The 16,176-nt window shown below is 65.5% G+C and carries 14 protein-coding genes; 4 read left to right on the top strand and 10 right to left on the bottom strand.

Annotated elements, in window-relative coordinates; translation table 11 throughout:
* Nucleotides 1–36 precede the first annotated feature (36 nt).
* The 3 genes from lptE to J2R80_RS06635 all read right to left on the bottom strand — a co-directional run bounded on the left by lptE (nucleotide 37) and on the right by J2R80_RS06635 (nucleotide 5,260).
* A complete protein-coding gene (gene lptE / locus J2R80_RS06625) occupies nucleotides 37–594 on the bottom strand; it encodes an LPS assembly lipoprotein LptE (protein WP_076833672.1) in 558 nt (185 codons plus the stop codon).
* On the bottom strand, nucleotides 581–3,217 hold the full coding sequence (gene leuS / locus J2R80_RS06630; RefSeq protein ID WP_253638228.1) for a leucine--tRNA ligase: 2,637 nt from the start codon (nucleotides 3,215–3,217) through the stop codon (nucleotides 581–583). The genes lptE and leuS overlap by 14 nt, the downstream gene beginning before the upstream one ends.
* Nucleotides 3,218–3,568: 351 nt before the next feature.
* Nucleotides 3,569–5,260, bottom strand: coding sequence for a diguanylate cyclase domain-containing protein (locus J2R80_RS06635; protein ID WP_253638229.1), 1,692 nt, complete (start codon nucleotides 5,258–5,260; stop codon nucleotides 3,569–3,571).
* Nucleotides 5,261–5,369: 109 nt separating this feature from the next.
* Here J2R80_RS06635 and J2R80_RS06640 point away from each other — a divergent pair, with 109 nt between their 5' ends.
* Nucleotides 5,370–6,074 carry a YggS family pyridoxal phosphate-dependent enzyme gene (locus J2R80_RS06640; protein WP_253638230.1) on the top strand — a complete coding sequence of 235 codons (705 nt, stop codon included), beginning with the start codon at nucleotides 5,370–5,372 and terminating at the stop codon, nucleotides 6,072–6,074.
* 61 nt (nucleotides 6,075–6,135) lie between these two features.
* On the opposite strand, the gene J2R80_RS06645 is transcribed toward J2R80_RS06640, so the two are convergent.
* Both J2R80_RS06645 and J2R80_RS06650 read right to left on the bottom strand, forming a co-directional pair.
* Complete coding sequence (locus tag J2R80_RS06645) at nucleotides 6,136–6,921, bottom strand: 2-keto-4-pentenoate hydratase (RefSeq protein WP_057020324.1); 786 nt, start codon at nucleotides 6,919–6,921, stop codon at nucleotides 6,136–6,138.
* Nucleotides 6,922–7,025: 104 nt separating this feature from the next.
* On the bottom strand, nucleotides 7,026–7,565 hold the full coding sequence (locus tag J2R80_RS06650) for a L,D-transpeptidase (protein WP_253638231.1): 540 nt from the start codon (nucleotides 7,563–7,565) through the stop codon (nucleotides 7,026–7,028).
* Between the two features lie 241 nt (nucleotides 7,566–7,806).
* On the opposite strand from J2R80_RS06650, the gene J2R80_RS06655 reads away from it, so the two are divergent.
* Entirely contained in the window at nucleotides 7,807–8,493 is a 687-nt protein-coding gene (locus J2R80_RS06655) for a response regulator transcription factor (RefSeq protein ID WP_016841446.1), read from the top strand.
* A 57-nt stretch (nucleotides 8,494–8,550) separates the two neighbouring features.
* A complete protein-coding gene (locus J2R80_RS06660) occupies nucleotides 8,551–8,991 on the top strand; it encodes a cyclic nucleotide-binding domain-containing protein (protein WP_057020321.1) in 441 nt (146 codons plus the stop codon).
* A 178-nt stretch (nucleotides 8,992–9,169) separates the two neighbouring features.
* Here J2R80_RS06660 and J2R80_RS06665 read toward each other — a convergent pair whose 3' ends face one another.
* The 4 genes from J2R80_RS06665 to J2R80_RS06680 all read right to left on the bottom strand — a co-directional run bounded on the left by J2R80_RS06665 (nucleotide 9,170) and on the right by J2R80_RS06680 (nucleotide 14,783).
* Entirely contained in the window at nucleotides 9,170–9,985 is an 816-nt protein-coding gene (locus tag J2R80_RS06665; protein WP_028335822.1) for an exodeoxyribonuclease III, read from the bottom strand.
* A 165-nt stretch (nucleotides 9,986–10,150) separates the two neighbouring features.
* Nucleotides 10,151–10,969, bottom strand: coding sequence for an outer membrane lipoprotein carrier protein LolA (locus tag J2R80_RS06670; RefSeq protein WP_028335823.1), 819 nt, complete (start codon nucleotides 10,967–10,969; stop codon nucleotides 10,151–10,153).
* Between the two features lie 99 nt (nucleotides 10,970–11,068).
* Nucleotides 11,069–13,540, bottom strand: a complete 2,472-nt coding sequence (locus tag J2R80_RS06675) for a DNA translocase FtsK (protein ID WP_253638232.1) — start codon at nucleotides 13,538–13,540, stop codon at nucleotides 11,069–11,071.
* Between the two features lie 16 nt (nucleotides 13,541–13,556).
* Nucleotides 13,557–14,783, bottom strand: coding sequence for an aminotransferase class I/II-fold pyridoxal phosphate-dependent enzyme (locus tag J2R80_RS06680; protein WP_253638233.1), 1,227 nt, complete (start codon nucleotides 14,781–14,783; stop codon nucleotides 13,557–13,559).
* Between the two features lie 179 nt (nucleotides 14,784–14,962).
* Here J2R80_RS06680 and J2R80_RS06685 point away from each other — a divergent pair, with 179 nt between their 5' ends.
* Nucleotides 14,963–15,436 (top strand): NUDIX domain-containing protein, encoded by a 474-nt coding sequence (locus J2R80_RS06685; protein WP_168856130.1) that lies wholly within the window; start codon nucleotides 14,963–14,965, stop codon nucleotides 15,434–15,436.
* A gap of 164 nt (nucleotides 15,437–15,600) precedes the next feature.
* Here J2R80_RS06685 and J2R80_RS06690 read toward each other — a convergent pair whose 3' ends face one another.
* Entirely contained in the window at nucleotides 15,601–16,005 is a 405-nt protein-coding gene (locus J2R80_RS06690) for a GFA family protein (protein WP_253638234.1), read from the bottom strand.
* Between the last annotated feature and the right edge of the window lie 171 nt (nucleotides 16,006–16,176).

The raw sequence follows: 16,176 nt of genomic DNA on the forward strand, positions 1-16,176 counted from the left end.
TCGCGCCGGTGGTGCGCCCCGGAATGACCTCCCGCCTCAGGTTCCGGTGGAGAAGAAGGAGGCGAGGCGGGTCTGGATGTTGTCGGCGATCTCCTGCGCGGCGCGGTCCTCGGCGTCGCGGAAGGCGCGGGCGCGGGCGAAGCGCTGGTAGGAGCCGGGCATGTCATAGGACACGCGCGAGAACGTGGTGCCGGTCATCACAGACTTGTTCGACGCAATCTCGATCAGGTTGAACTGGGCGTCGATGGCGTAGTTCTCGCTGGTCGGCAGCGCGGTGGCCGGATCGATCATCAGCGAGGAGCGGCTGGTGTTGAAGCGCAGCACCAGCCGATGCGTAGGCGGCATGCCGGTGGCGGTGCCGTAGAGCTTGAAGGCGAGGGCGTTGCGGACCTCGACGCCAACCCGGGCCTCGCGCGAGGCGTTCGGCTTGTCGACCGGCGGAACCTCGACGCCCATCAGCTTTTCGCGCAGCGCGGACGACTGGCCGTCAAGGGTACGCTCGGCATACATCGGCTGGAAGCATCCGGCCGTCAGCGCGGCCAAGGCAGCCACGGCCACGAGCCGGGCGGCGATCCTGATCCTAGCCGACAACATTGACGATCCTCATGGGCACCACGATCACCTTGCGGACGGGTTTGCCGCCCAAGGCGGCTTTTACCGCATCGAGCGCCAAAACGGCAGCCTCTATATCCGCATTTTGGGCCGCGCGTGGCACGGTAACATCACCTCGTTTTTTACCGTTGACCTGGACAACCAGGGTCACGCTGTCTTCGACCAGCAAATCGCGCTCGATTTGCGGCCAATCGGCCTCGGAAACCAGCCCGGTCTGGCCCAGAACCACCCAGCACTCCTCGGCCAGATGCGGCATCATCGGCGAAAACAGCTGCACCAGGATGGTCGCCGCCTCCTTGACGGCCCAAGAAACATCTGGAGCCAGGTCCGGCGCCGGCTTGTCGCCCTTTGCCAGCACCTCGGACAGCGCATTGGCGAACTCGCGGATATGGGCGAGACACACGTTGAAATGCAGCCGCTCGATCCCGGACGACACCTTGTCGAGCGCGCCATGGGCGGCCTTGCGCAGCGCCAGCGCCTCGGCTCCGAACGTGGCCGGCCGGGCCGCCGGCGCCGTCTTGGCAATCTCGGCCGATTCGTTCACCAGCCGCCACAGCCGCTGCACGAAGCGTGAGGCGCCCTGCACGCGCTCGTCGCTCCAGATCACGTCGCGGTCCGGCGGCGAGTCCGACAGCATGAACCAGCGCGCGACGTCGGCGCCGTAGCTCGCGATGATGTCGTCGGGGTCGACGGTGTTCTTCTTCGACTTCGACATCTTCTCGATAGGGCCGATCGCGACGTCCTCGCCGGTCGCCATCAGCACCGCGCGGCGGCCGTTGCCGCCAACCTCGATCTTCACCTCGGCCGGCGTGACCCAGCTGCCGTCGGCCTTCTGGTAGGTCTCGTGCACCACCATGCCCTGGGTGAACATGCCGGCGAACGGCTCGCTCATGTCGACGTGGCCGGTGGCCTTCATCGCGCGGGTGAAGAAGCGGCTGTAGAGCAGATGCAGGATCGCGTGCTCGACGCCGCCGATATACTGATCGACCGGCATCATCCGGTTGGCGACCGCAGGCGTGGTCGGCGCGGTCTCGTTCCACGGGTCGGTGAAGCGCGCGAAATACCAGGACGAGTCCACGAAGGTGTCCATCGTGTCGGTCTCGCGCACGGCCTTGGCCCCGCACTTCGGGCAGCTGACGTGCTTCCAGGTCGGGTGATGGTCGAGCGCGTTGCCCGGCTTGTCGAAGCTGACATCCTCCGGCAGCGTCACCGGCAGCTGGTCGTCGGGCACCGGCACCACGTCGCATTTCGGGCAGTGGATCACCGGGATCGGGCAGCCCCAGTAGCGCTGGCGCGAAATGCCCCAGTCGCGCAGGCGGAAATTCACCTGCCGCTCGCCGACCGGCGCATTACCGTGGACTTCGCTTTCCAGCCGCTTGGCGACCTCTTCCTTGGCCGCTTCGATCGTCATGCCGTCGAGGAAGCGCGAATTGATCATGCGGCCGTCGCCGTCATAGGCGACGTCGGTGATGACGAACGTCTTCGGGTCCTGGCCCTCGGGGCAGACCACCGGCGTATTGCCGAGATTGTACTTGTTGACGAAGTCGAGGTCGCGCTGGTCGTGCGCCGGGCAGCCGAAGATCGCGCCGGTGCCGTATTCCATCAGCACGAAGTTCGCGACATAGACCGGCAGCTTCCAGCTCGGATCGAACGGATGCACCGCCTTGATGCCCGTGTCGAAACCCTGCTTCTCGGCGGTGTCGATGATCGACTGCGCGGTGCCGATCTTCTTGATGTCGGCGATGAACTCCGCGAGCTTCGGGTTCTTCGCGGCAGCCGCTACCGCCAGCGGATGATCCGCCGAGATCGCCATGAACTTGGCGCCGAACAGCGTGTCCGGCCGCGTGGTGAAGATCTTCAGCTCGCTCTTGCCGGCCGGCGTCGTCGCCGCATCCAGCGCAAAGCGGATCAACAGGCCCTCGGAGCGGCCGATCCAGTTGCGCTGCATCAGCCGCACCTTGTCGGGCCAGCGGTCGAGACCATCCAGCGCTTCCAGGAGCTCCTGCGAGTACTTCGTGATCTTGAAGACCCACTGGCTCATCTCGCGCTGCTCGACGACGGCGCCCGAGCGCCAGCCACGGCCGTCGATCACCTGCTCGTTGGCGAGCACGGTCATGTCGACCGGATCCCAGTTCAGCTTGCGCTTCTCGCGCTCGGCGAGGCCGGCGCGCAGCATGTCCAAAAACATCTTCTGCTGATGCTTGTAGTAGCCGGGGTCGCAGGTCGCGAACTCGCGCGACCAGTCGAGCGACAGCCCGATCGACCGCAGCTGCTTCTTCATCGCGGCGATGTTGTCGTAGGTCCAGGCCTTCGGCGCCACCTTGCGCTCGATCGCGGCATTCTCCGCCGGCAGGCCGAACGCGTCCCAGCCCATCGGGTGCAGCACGTTGTAGCCCCTGGCGCGCATGAAGCGGGCCAGCACGTCGCCGAGCGTGTAGTTGCGGACATGGCCGATATGGATGCGCCCCGACGGATAGGGGAACATCTCGAGCACGTAGTATTTCGGCCGCGGATCGTCGTTCTTGGAGGCGAAGATCGCCTTTTCGTCCCACAGGCGCTGCCAGCGGGGCTCGGATTCACGGGCGTTGTAGCGTTCGGCGGTCATGAAATCGCAAGGATTTTGGGTGGCTTTGGGTGGTTTTCGGGTCCCGTCCGGGGACGGCGGACTAGGCCACAAAAGCGCCTGCGCGGTCAACGGCTTGGGGCCTCCAAACGTCCCATCCCCTCGCGCAGCCGCCCTGCCGCTGTCGCAGGGGCGCCGTCTGCAGCCTCCTCGACGTCCTGGCGAAGGCCTGGAACAAAGAGCTTTTTCGAGGAAGGGATCGTGGCCCCAGCTTCGCGCAATAATAAACGGTGGGGGTAATCGGTCCTGACCTTCGCCAGGACGACGCTGAATATGCGGCGTCGCCGATGGTCATGGTTCCGCGCTCATGGCGCGGCTCGATCACGCACGATCTCAACTCGCCAGCGCCATCCCGGCTTCGTCCAGCGTCTGCAGGAAGCCGTGCTCGATCACGGCGTTACGGCCGCGGCGCTTGGCGGCGTAGAGGGCGGCATCCGCAGCTTCGATCAGGTCGCCGGGGCGCTGGGTCTCGTTCGGTCTGGTCGTCGCGACGCCGACGCTGACGGTGACGACGCAGTGGCTCGAGGACGCGTGCGGCACGGCGAGGCCGAGCACGGCGGTGCGTACGGTCTCGCCGATCGCGAGCGCATGCGCGGCGTCGGTGTTCGGCAGCAAGAGGCAGAATTCCTCGCCGCCATAGCGGCCGGCGAAGCCCATGGTGTCGGCGGCGATCCCCGACAGCACTTCGCCGATTCGGGTCAGGCAGGCATCGCCTTCGGGATGGCCGTAGGTGTCGTTGTAGAGCTTGAAGTGATCGACATCGATCATCATCAGCGACAGCTCGCATTCATATTGCTGCGCCCGCATCCACTCGAAGTCGAGCCGGCTCTGGAAGCCGCGGCGATTGGCAAGGCCGGACAGCGCATCGATCGAGGCCATCACGGTGAGACGATCGTTGGAGGCGACCAGCTCGCGCTCGCGCTGGCTGAGCTGCGCCGCCATCGCGTTGAAGGCACGCGCCAGCGGCACGAATTCCGCCGGCAGCTTGTGCTTGGCGACGCGCGCCGACCAGTCGCCCTCGCCGAACCGCCGCGCCATGCCGGTCATCAGCTCGATCGGATGGATGACGAGCCGCTCGGCGCCGACCAGGGCGCCCAACAAGACGAAAAGGCAGACAAATCCAAGCTGCAGATAGGCGGTGCGGATCTCGCGGTTGATCGCCGCCGTCACCTTGGCCTCGTCCATGCTTACGATCAGCCGGGACTGCGTGCCGGCGATGCGCGCGAAGCTCAGCGTGCGCTGTGCGCCGTCGGACGCGGTGAACGACACCGAGCCGGACGGCTCGTCATAGCTCAGCGCCTTCTCGGCGATCGCCGCCATCAGCGGGATGGTGTCGAGCGAGCGGCCGATCAGGCTCGCATGATCGGCGGGCGCGGCGATCACGACGCCGGTAGAGTCGACCAGCACGGCCGACATGCCGGGCTGGCCGCCGAGATTGGCCATGATCTGCGACAGCCAGTCGATATTGATGCCGGCGACCACCACAGCATCCTGCTCCGGATTGATCGCGGCCACCGGATACGCGGCCATCATCATCGGGCGGCCATTGGTCCTGCCGCGCAGATAGTCGCTGAACACGAAGTCGCGGTTGTCCTGCGCCTTCTTGAAATATTCGCGGTCGCCGACATTGAGGCCGACCTGGACGTTGAGGGTCGAGCACTGCACCAGCCCGTCCCTGGAGACGAACATGATGCTGCGGATCCAGGGCAGCACCGTCGGCAGGCTGGCGCGCAGCACCTCGCAGCTCTGCGCGATGCCGCCGGAAGCGCGGATGTAGGCTGCGGACTTCAGCATGGTCTCGACCGAGGAGACCACCTCGCGCTGGGTTTCCGCGGCATGCGCGGTGAGGCTGGCATAGCCGGCCGCGGCCTGCGCGACCTGCTTGCTGCGGGAATCCTCCAGCGTGCGGACGCGGTCCAGCATTAGGGGCGCGACCAGCATCAGCGCAAGCAAGGCCAGCCGGGCACGAATTCCCAGAACCTTCTTGAGCCTGACCCGGTTGCGGTTGAAAGTGACGCCCGACATTCTATTCCCTTGCCCGTGCGCAAGTTAGAATGCAGGGCTTCAAAAAGCCTTTCCCGAATTTGGTAAAATTCGAGCCAACCCCCCGCACCTGTCAGAGAACGGCACAAGCATGACGCAAAGCCCGACCACGCCGTTACCGGCCGATTCACCACATGGCCTCGCCGCCGTCGAACGCGAGATCGTCCATGCCTGCAAGGAAGCGCGGCGCGACCGCACGTCGGTGACCTTGATCGCGGTGTCGAAGACGTTCGCGGCCGACGCAATTTTGCCGATTATCGGCGCCGGACAGCGCGTATTTGGCGAAAATCGCGTGCAGGAGGCCAAGGGCAAGTGGCCGGCGCTAACCCAGGCTCATCCGGGATTGCAGCTGCATCTGATCGGACCGTTGCAGTCGAACAAGGCCAAGGAGGCCGTCGCGCTGTTCGATGCGATCCATTCGGTCGATCGCACCAGCATTTGCGAAGCGTTAGCCAAGGAAATCAAAAATCAAGGCAAGCACCCGGAACTGTTCGTCCAGATCAATACCGGCGAGGAGCCGCAGAAGGCCGGCGTCGCGCCGCAGGACGCGGATACCTTCATCGCGGCATGCCGTGACACCTACGGCCTGCCGATCTCGGGACTGATGTGCATCCCGCCGGTCGACCAGGCGCCGGCGCCGCACTTCGCGCTCTGCGCCAAGATCGCCGCGCGCAACGGGCTGACGAATCTCTCGATGGGCATGAGCGCGGACTTTGCCGTCGCGATCCAGATGGGGGCCACCCATGTGCGGGTGGGCTCGGCGATCTTCGGGACGCGGACGGTGCCGCATAACTGACTGTCGTCCCCTGCTTTCGAAAGCAGGGACGACAGCGGTGTGGGTGGCGCGTGCGCGGCGCCTACACGAACCGCACCGACACTTTTCCGATCGCGCCAAAATCGGCGGCGAATTTATCGCCGGCGGTGATCGGCAGCGGGGGATGGCAGGTGCCTGTGGTGACGACTTCCTCTGCCCGCAAGGTCAGCCCGAGCGCGCGCAGCTCGTTGGCGCACCAGGCGAGCGCTGCGCAGGGATCACCGAGCACGTTCTTGCCGTGGCCGATATAGCGCTCGCCGCGCAGCGTGATGACCGGGCGGTCCTCGACCAGGTCGATCGCGCGCCAGTCGGCTGAGGTTGGGGGTCCGAGCACGAACAGATGCGCGCAGGCATTGTCGGCGATCAGCTGCGCTTCGCCGGCGGCGACGAAATCGGCGAAACGCGAATCCGGAATCTCGATCGCCGGATGCAGCGTGCCGACGGCCTCCAGCACCTCCTGCACGCTGTACGGCGTCGTGCGCGGCGCGAGATCGCGCGCCATGCGGAAGGCGTATTCCGGCTCGCCGACGCGCATCTCGTTGCCCTGCATCGACGCGGTGCCGCCATCCGGTATCACCGTCTCGGCAAGGATGCGCCCGGCGAGCGGTCCGGCGACATTGATGTGCTTCTGGCCGGCCGCGCTGGTCGCCGCGATCTTCCAGCCGAACAGTTTTTTGCGCGACGTCTTTTCCAGTTCGGCCTGCACCGCATAGCCCTCGGCGCGATCGCGCGGCCGAATGGCGACATCGAGCGCTGCGAGCTTGGTGCCGGCGTGCCAGTGATCGTGCAGGACCTTCGAGGCGGCGGCGATCTTGTTGTTGTCGAGCATGCTGTTTCGCTCCCCGCGGGAATTATTTTCTGTTGTGCACGATCTCAGCACAAACGCGTCGCGTCTGTCGCGTGGGAAAACCGATGCTGAGCTATTCCACTACCCTACCCAATAACGATCCGGGTCTGCGGCGACATCCGCCGCAACAGCCGCAGCATCGAGGTCTTCGTCATCGAGACGCAGCCCGCGGTCGGCGAGAAATTCGGCCGCGCCAGATGCAGGAACACCGCGCTGCCGCGGCCGGCGACGCGCGGTGCAGCGTTGTGATCGATCTCGATAATGAAGTCGTAGAGATGGTCCTCGCGAGTCAGGCGGTCGCCGCCCTGCGCCCGATCGAGCCGGATCGGCTGGTTGTAGTGACGGTCGGCGGGGTCCTCGCACCAGGCGTCCTCGCGGTGGATCGGCCGGGTCGGCAGGAAAGTCGTCGGACGCTGGTGCCGGTCGGCGCGCCACCAGAGCTGGCGCGGATGGAAGACGCCGCGCGGCGTGCCGCCGTCGCCCTCGCGCTTGTTGGCGAGGATTCCGCCGCGCCCGAGCGCCACCGGCACGGTCCAGCCGTCAGCCGACAGCCAGCCCCGGCGCGGGTCGCCGGCGGCTGCTCGGACCTCGATGATGGAGAGCGGGCGATCACGTTTGGCTGTCATATAAGTGATTGAAATAGCTGACCTTCCCCTAAGAATCGTTCCAAACTGAGCTTGCCTTGGAGGTTCAGAACATCCTATCTCCCGGCATTACAGGACATTCACGTCCTGCCCCGCCGGATTTGAGGTAGACTGCGTTGCCTTGTGAATCGGTAACAATCGCCTACCTGAACACATATCTAGCCGATGTTACGGCCATAAGCGTCCTCTGCTTCTGACCGCCCGCCCCCGAAGGATTGTACCTATGGCCAATGCCCGCAAGATCTTGATCGTGGATGACGATACCGATCTGCGCGATACGCTGGTCGAGCAGCTGTCGCTGCACGAGGAATTCGAAGCCTCCGCAGTCGACACCGGCGCCAAGGGCGCCACTGCCGCCAAAGCTAATTCCCCCGATCTGGTCCTGATGGACGTCGGCCTGCCCGACACCGATGGCCGCGAAGTGGTCCGCTCGCTCCGCAAGGGCGGCTTCAAGGCTCCGATCATCATGCTGACCGGCCACGACACCGATTCCGATACGATCCTGGGGCTCGAATCCGGCGCCAACGACTATGTGGCGAAGCCATTCCGCTTCGCGGTGCTGCTGGCCCGGATCCGGGCGCAGCTCCGCCAGCACGAGGCCAGCGAGGACGCGGTGTTCTCGGTCGGTCCGTACTCGTTCCGGCCCGGCTCGAAGATGCTGACCGGCGCCAATGCCAGGAAGGTGCGGCTGACCGAGAAGGAAACCGCGATCCTCCGCTTCCTCTACCGCGCCGGCCAGATGCCGGTGTCGCGCGAGACGCTGCTCCAGGAAGTCTGGGGCTACAATTCCGGTGTCACCACCCACACGCTGGAAACCCACATCTACCGCCTCCGCCAGAAGATCGAGAAGGACGCCGCCAACCCGGAAATCCTGGTGACGGAAGCCGGTGGCTACAAGCTGGTGCCGTGATACGCTTTGCGCTCAACGATTCGTGAAATCGAGGCGCACCGCGGTTACCGGACCTGAATGTCGATCGATGATGACGTAGCCCTGCTCGAGCGGGTCCCGACAATGCGTCTGTTGGGCGAAAGCTCCTTGCGCATGCTGGCGATCGGCTCCGAGCAACGTGATTTCAACGCAGGCGACGTGCTGTTCAAGGCCGGCGACGCCGCGGACGCCGGCTATGTCGTGCAGCGCGGCACCTTCCGCGTCGAGGAAGGCGGCGCCGAGATCATCGCCGGTCCCGGCGCGCTGATCGGCGAGCTCGCATTGATCGTCGCGATGAAGCGGCCATCGACCGCCACCGCGCTGGAGCGCGGCTCGGTGATCCGAGTCGCGCGCAGCCTGTTCCAGCGCGTGCTGGAAAGCGATCCCGCCGCGGCCCTTCGGCTGCGCGACGAGCTCGCGCTGCGCACCAGCCAGCTCGCAAGCGATATCCTGATGGCGAGCGGGAAGCTGAGTACGTGATCTTTCCGCGCGTCATTCCGCAAGGTCATTGAACCGTCACCCTGAGGTGCGAGCCTTGCGGCGCAATTGCGCCGCTGGGCGAGCCTCGAAGGGTCGACGGCCACCAGCCGGGCCGTGCACCCTTCGAGACGCGCGTTCCGCGCTCCTCAGGATGACGGGTCGAGGGTCGGCGGCGCCCTTAAACCTCCATCACCGCCGTCACCGGCACGTGGTCCGACGGGCGCTCCCAGCTGCGGGCGTCGCGGGTGATCTTGAAATCGCTGACCTGATCCTTCAGCGCGCGCGAGACCCAGATGTGATCGAGCCGTCGGCCGCGATCGCCGACGGTCCAGTCCGCCGCGCGGTAGCTCCACCAGGTGTAGACCTTTTCCGACATCGGGATCCGCTCGCGCGCGATGTCGAACCATTCGCCATGCGCCTGCGCGGCGAGCAGCTTCTCGGTCTCGACCGGCGTGTGCGAGACCACCTTGAGCAGCTGCTTGTGCGACCACACGTCGTTCTCATGCGGCGCGACGTTGAGGTCGCCGACCAGGATGTGGCGGTCGTCGCCGCGCGGATGCAGCGGCTCGCAGGCCTTCATCTCGTCGAGGAATTGCAGCTTGTGCTCGAATTTCGGATTGAGCGCGGGATCGGGAATGTCGCCGCCGGCCGGCACGTAGAAATTATGCAGCACCAGCGGCTTTGACAGCTGCGCCTTCTCGCCGAAGGACACCGAGATGTGTCGTGAATCGATCTTGTCGCAGAACGTCCTGATGTCGGTCGTCTCGAACGGCAGGCGCGAGACGATGGCGACGCCATGATAGCCCTTCTGTCCGTTCAGCGCGACGTGCTCATAGCCGAGCCGCTTGAAGCGCTTGAGCGGAAACGCATCGTCGATGCATTTGGTCTCTTGCAGGCACAGCACATCCGGCCGCGCGCTCTTGATGAACTTGGCGACGGTGTCGATGCGCAGGCGCACCGAATTGATGTTCCAGGTGGTGACGGAGAACCGCATGAGAGGTGCCTCTTAGCACGGTTCTCGGTGCGGGTTGGCGCTTTGTCCACAAGCAAGCGCTTGTAGGATGGGTAGAGCGAAGCGAAACCCATCATTGACACGGCGCGCCGTGATCGCGATGGGTTTCGCTGCGCTCTACCCATCCTACGCAACTACGCAGCGCGCCTACCCCGGCGAGGTGCCGGGATAGGTCGTGAAGTCGATCTTGAACAGCGCCGGATCGGGCTTCTGCGTCGCGTCGAGATTGTAGACCGCAACTGTCGTGTCGTAGCCCTGCGGGTCGGTAACGGTCCACTGCTTGAGCTTGCCGTCCTTGGCGCCGATCATCAGTAGGAAGCGGCTGGTGCCGACCAGCGCCTGCTTTTCCTCGATCGTGATGCTGACGAACACGTCGTCGGCGGTGACGCTGATGACGTTGGTGTCCTTCATCAGGTCGATGCGGTCCGACAGCAGATAGCGCAGCGGGGTCTGCGACAGCGGATAGACGTCCTGGGTGGCGAGCCTGCGGTCGCGCACCGCGACCGAGGAGCCGTCCGCGATCACCTCGATCGGGCTCGGATCGTCATATTCGAAGCGCAGCTTGCCGGGCTTCTGGATATAGAAATCGCCCTTGGTCTTGGTGCCGTCGGGGCCGACCTGGACGAAATTTCCGACCAGCGTTTGCAGCGACGAGAGATAGGCCGAGACCTTGGCGGCCTGCGCCTTCTGGTTGGCGTCGAAGGTCTGGAAGATGTTGGCGGGCACGTTGCGGCGCGGATCGGGAATCACCGGGTTCGGCGGTGCCTGGGTGGCGCCCGTCGTCGTCGGACCCTTGTCCGCATTGGTCTGCGCGCCGGCGTCCTTCTTTGGCGCAGCCTTGGATCCGGCGTTGGGCGCGGGCTTCGGGGGCGGCGCATTCTGCGCAGTCGCAGCGCCGGCGATCGCGGCGGTGACGAGAAGAGCCAGCGCGGTGCGCGTGCCGCGGTCAATGAGGTGTTTTGCCATCAGATATGTCAGGTCTCTGTTCGACGTCGTCCCGCTGCGCCGGATTTTATCCCGCCTCTTCCGAGGGAGATATGGTTTTTCCGTGATGATCGTCCCCGATCAGAACTGGCCTTCTTCCTCCCCGACCAGGATTTCGCGCTTTCCGGCGTGATTCGCCGGACCGACGATGCCCTCAAGTTCCATCCGCTCCATCAGCGAGGCCGCGCGGTTATAGCCGATCTGCAGCCGGCGCTGAATGTAGGAGGTCGACGCCTTGCGGTCGCGCTTGACGATCGCAACCGCCTGCGTGAACAGATCGCCGCCGCCGTCGCCGCCCATGCCGGTGGCATCGAACACGGCGCCGTCCTCGTCGGTCGGCTCTTCCGCGGTGACGGCTTCGAGATATTCCGGTGCGCCTTGCGTCTTGAGGTGACGCACGACCTTCTCGACTTCCTCGTCCGAGGCGAATGGGCCGTGCACGCGGCTGATGCGGCCGCCGCCCGCCATGTAGAGCATGTCGCCCTGGCCGAGCAGCTGCTCGGCGCCCATCTCGCCAAGGATGGTGCGGCTGTCGATCTTCGACGTCACCTGGAAGGCGATCCGGGTCGGGAAGTTCGCCTTGATCGTGCCGGTGATGACGTCGACCGACGGACGCTGCGTGGCGAGGATGACATGCAGGCCGGCGGCGCGCGCCATCTGCGCGAGGCGCTGCACCGCGCCTTCGATATCCTTGCCGGCGACCATCATCAGGTCGGCCATCTCGTCGACGATGATGACGATGTAGGGCAGCGGCTCGAGGTCGAGCTTCTCTTCCTCGTAGATCGCCTTGCCGCTCTCTTTGTCGAAGCCGGTGTGGACGGTGCGCGTCAGCTCTTCGCCCTTGGCCTTGGCTTCGACCAGGCGCGCATTGTAGCCGTCGATGTTGCGCACGCCGAGCTTGGCCATCCGCTTGTAGCGCTCTTCCATCTCGCGCACGGCCCATTTCAGCGCCACCACCGCCTTCTTCGGATCGGTGACGACGGGCGTCAACAGATGCGGGATGCCGTCATAGACGGAGAGTTCGAGCATCTTCGGATCGACCATGATCAGGCGGCATTGATCCGGCCGCAGCCGGTAGACTAGGCTCAGGATCATGGTGTTGATCGCGACCGATTTGCCGGAGCCGGTAGTGCCGGCGATCAGCATATGCGGCGTGCGCGCCAGATCGATGATGACGGGGTCGCCGCCGATCGTCTTGCCGAGGCACAGCGGCAGCTTCGCAACCGAATCGACGCTTTCCTTGGCGACCAGAAGCTCGCGCAGATAGACCTTCTCGCGATGCGCGTTCGGCAGCTCGATGCCGATCGCGTTACGGCCGGCGACGACCGCGACGCGGGCCGACAGCGCGCTCATCGAGCGCGCGATGTCGTCGGACAACCCGATCACGCGCGACGACTTGATGCCGGGCGCCGGTTCGAGCTCGTACAGCGTGACCACCGGGCCGGGATTGGCCTTGACGATCTCGCCGCGCACGCCGAAGTCCTGCAGCACGCCCTCGAGCGAGCGCGAATTGGCTTCGAGCTCGGCCTTGCTCAGCGGCTGTCGATCGCTGGCTTTCGGCGCGCTGAGCACGGAGACCGAGGGCAGCTCGAACTTGTCGGAATTCTTCTTCTTCGGCTTCGGCTCGGCCTTCTTGCGCGGGGCGCGGGCGGCGGGAGCTTCGTCCTCCTCTTCCTCATCGTCGTCGAAAGCTTCAGCCTCGTCCTCATCATGGTCGTCATGCGCGGGCGCGATCGAGGGCGCCGGGCGGCCGCCGCCGATATTCGGCTCCTGGCGCTCGAACGCAGCGCTGCGGCTCTGGGCTCCGCTCGAGACCAGCGATTTGTAGGCGGTGGTCAGCAGCCAGCCGAGCCGCGCTTTGGCGCTCATCAGCGCATGGAACAGCCAGCCCAGCGAGACCGAGCTGCGGTCGTTGTCTTCTTCCTCGACGAACGGCTCGTCGTCGTCGGAGATCGGCGTCAGCTCGTCGTCCTGCTCCTTGGCACCCCAGCCGCAGGCGAACAGGAAGCTTGCCGCCATCGCGACGAACAGGATCAGGCCGAGCACGACGCGATAGATGAAGCCGGGCGGGCCGAACACGACGGCCGGCGCACGCAGCAGCGCGTCGCCGACCACGCCGCCGAGCCCGGTCGGCAGCGGCCATGCGGTGTTGTGCGGCCAGCAGCTGGCGAAGCCCGCCGCGATCACCGTGCACAGGATCCAGCAGCCGAGCCGCAGCGCCTCGCGGTCGAACGGGCGATGCGTCAGCATCCGCCAGCCCCACACCGCGACCGGCAGCACCAGCATGATCGCGCCGAGACCGAGAATCTGCATCAGGAGGTCGGCGCCGATCGCGCCGGGATAGCCGAGCACGTTGCGGATCGCGCGCGAGGTGGCGTGGCTCAGCGACGGATCCTGCACCGACCAGGTCATCAGCGCCGCCGTGATGGCGCCGGACAGCGCGATCAGGCCGAGCCCGGTGAGTTCGCGCAGCCGTCGCGCCAGCGCCTCGCGGAGCGAGAGCGGCAGATGGCCGACCAGGGGGATAACACGTTCGATCGCTGGCATACTCAATCTTCGCGCTTCGCGATTAACCCAGGGTTTCGACCAGGCGATGCATCGCCTCGGCCGTCGATTCACTGTCGGAGACGAGCGCAAGGCGGATATAGCCCGCGCCCGGATTGGAACCGTCGTTCTGCTGGCGCGCCAGATAGCTGCCGGGAATCACGCGCACGCCGGCGTCGCGATAGAGCCTGACCGCCGCCGCCTCGTCGCCGCCGCGCCCGGAGACGTCGAGCCAGACGCAGAACCCGCCGGCGGGACGCTTGTAGCCGTAGCGGTTGCCGAGGATCTGGTCGGCGAAATCGAACTTGATGCGATAGAGCCTGCGGTTCTCCTCGACATGCGCCTCGTCGCTATAGGCGGCGACCGCGACATGCTGCAGCGGCACCGGCACCTGCGGTGCGGCGACATTGCGCAGCTCGTGGAATGCGGCCAGAAACTTCCTGTCGCCCGCGGCGAAGCCGACCCGCGTGCCCGGCAGGTTCGAGCGCTTCGACAGCGACTGGAACGCCACGACATTGCTGAAGTCGGGACCGGCGCATTCGAGAACGCTGCCCGGCGCCTCGCGGGTGTAGATTTCCGAGTAGCACTCGTCGCTCAGGATGATGAAGCCATAGCGATCGGCGAGCTCTTTCAGCCGTGTGAAGTAGGCGCGCGAGGCGACCGAGCCCTGCGGATTGGCGGGCGAGGCGATGAAGAACGCGACGGTGCGCGCCAGCGTCGCCTCGTCGATCGAATCGAGGTCGGGCAGGAAACCGTTAGCGAGCGTGGTAGGCAGGTAGATCTGCTCGCAGCCGGCCGCGCGGGCGCCGGCGCCATAGGCCGGATAGAACGGGTTAGGCATCAGGATCGCCGGCCGGCCCTTGCGCGGCGCGACGTAGCGCGAGGCTGATATCGCGGCAAAGAACAGCCCCTCGCGGCTGCCGTTCAGCACCATCACCTCGCTCTCCGGATCGACCGGTCGCGGCAACTGGAACCGGCTTCCCAGCCATATCGCGACGGCGCGGCGGAACGGTTCGATGCCCTTGGCGATCGGGTAGCGGCCGAACTCGGCGGTATGCTTTGCCAGCACCGGTCCGACGAAATCGGGCACCGGGTGCTGCGGCTCGCCTAATGACAGCGTAATCAAGGGCTTGGCGGGCTGATACGGCGCCAGCAGCTCGGTCGTGCGCAGGAAAGGGGAACGCTCGGCCTGGCCGGCGGATGCGACATCGCCGGCGCCCTGCGCCAAGCCGGATGAGGCGGTCATTGCCATGATTGAAATGCCAGCACTTTCACTGCGGTCGGAGGGTAGGGGCGCCGACCGTAAACCGATCAAGTCACCATAGATAGGGCGAGGTTAAGACGCGATTAACCATCGGCGGTGCGGCACGATCGGCCGACGCGTGATATCCGCGCTGATCCCAAGGCACCGCATCGAAATTGCTCCGAGACATGATCCACCGCCGCGCCGTCCGGGCGCTCATCATCACCGGCGAGCGCGAAGTCCTGCTGATGCGGATTCGCTCGCCGCACGGCGGCGACTGCTTCTGGATCGCGCCGGGCGGCGGCGTCGAGGGCGACGAGACGGCTGAAGCGACGTTGCAGCGGGAACTGGCCGAGGAGTTGGGGCTGATCGATTTCGAGCCCGGGCCCGCAATATGGCGGCGGCACCACACCTTCAACTGGGGCGGCAGGCGGATTTCCCAGAAAGAGGAATACCGGATCGTTCACGCGGATCGCTTCACGCCGGTGATGGCCGACGAGGCCGAGGCGCGCGTGCTCGATTGCTTCCGCTGGTGGTCGATCGCCGACCTACCCGGTGCGAGCGAGCGCCTGACGCCGCTGTCGCTTGCCGACATCCTGGAGCGCTATTTGCGCGACGGCGCACCGAGCGAGCTGCCGGATGAGGAAGTTTTGATCGACTGACGCGGCTCCATGGCGTGACCCACAACTTGTCATGCCCGGGCTTGACCCGGGCATCCATCGACTAGGCCAGAATCTTGCGAAGCGGGATGGATGGCCGGGGCAAGCCCGGCCATGACGATTCGAATTTGCCGGTCCATCCGGGCTACGCGCGCGATGGGTGACCTCTACCGCGCCGGCAACTTCTCGAACGACGGCTTGCCCTCGGGCAGGTGGTGGAAGGTCTGCTTGTCGCAGGTGTAGATCGTCATCTGCGGGGTGAACACCGAGGGGTCGTCGAAGGTGCCGACCTTCAGGATGGTGGCGGGCAGGCCCGGCACCTTGGTCACGAGATGCGTGCCGCATTCCGGGCAGAACTCCCGCGTCACGGCGCGGTCGAGATCCTTGCGGGTGAACTGCTTGGGCTCGCTGGCGGTGTATTTGAAGCCGGTGGTCGGCATCGCCATGAACATGTTCGGCCCGCCGCCCGTGATGTACTGGCATTCCCGGCACAGGCACTGCGCCGCGATCATCGGCTCGCCCTCGGCCTCATAGCGCACATTGCCGCAATAGCATCTGCCCTGCACCTTCATGACGTCCTCCCGTTTTCGTTATTTGTGGCCTGTCATTCCACAATGGCAGGCAATTCAGACAATATTTTCTCAAGCAGCGGAAAAAAGAAAGGGGCCCCAGCTTGCGCTGGAGCCCCTCAACGGTCCGGACATTGCCGGGTATGTGCCCGAACCGTAGTTCTGGACCCGGCC

Origin of the sequence: Bradyrhizobium sp. USDA 4541 (assembly GCF_024171085.1) — a bacterium.
Taxonomy (GTDB): domain Bacteria; phylum Pseudomonadota; class Alphaproteobacteria; order Rhizobiales; family Xanthobacteraceae; genus Bradyrhizobium; species Bradyrhizobium australafricanum.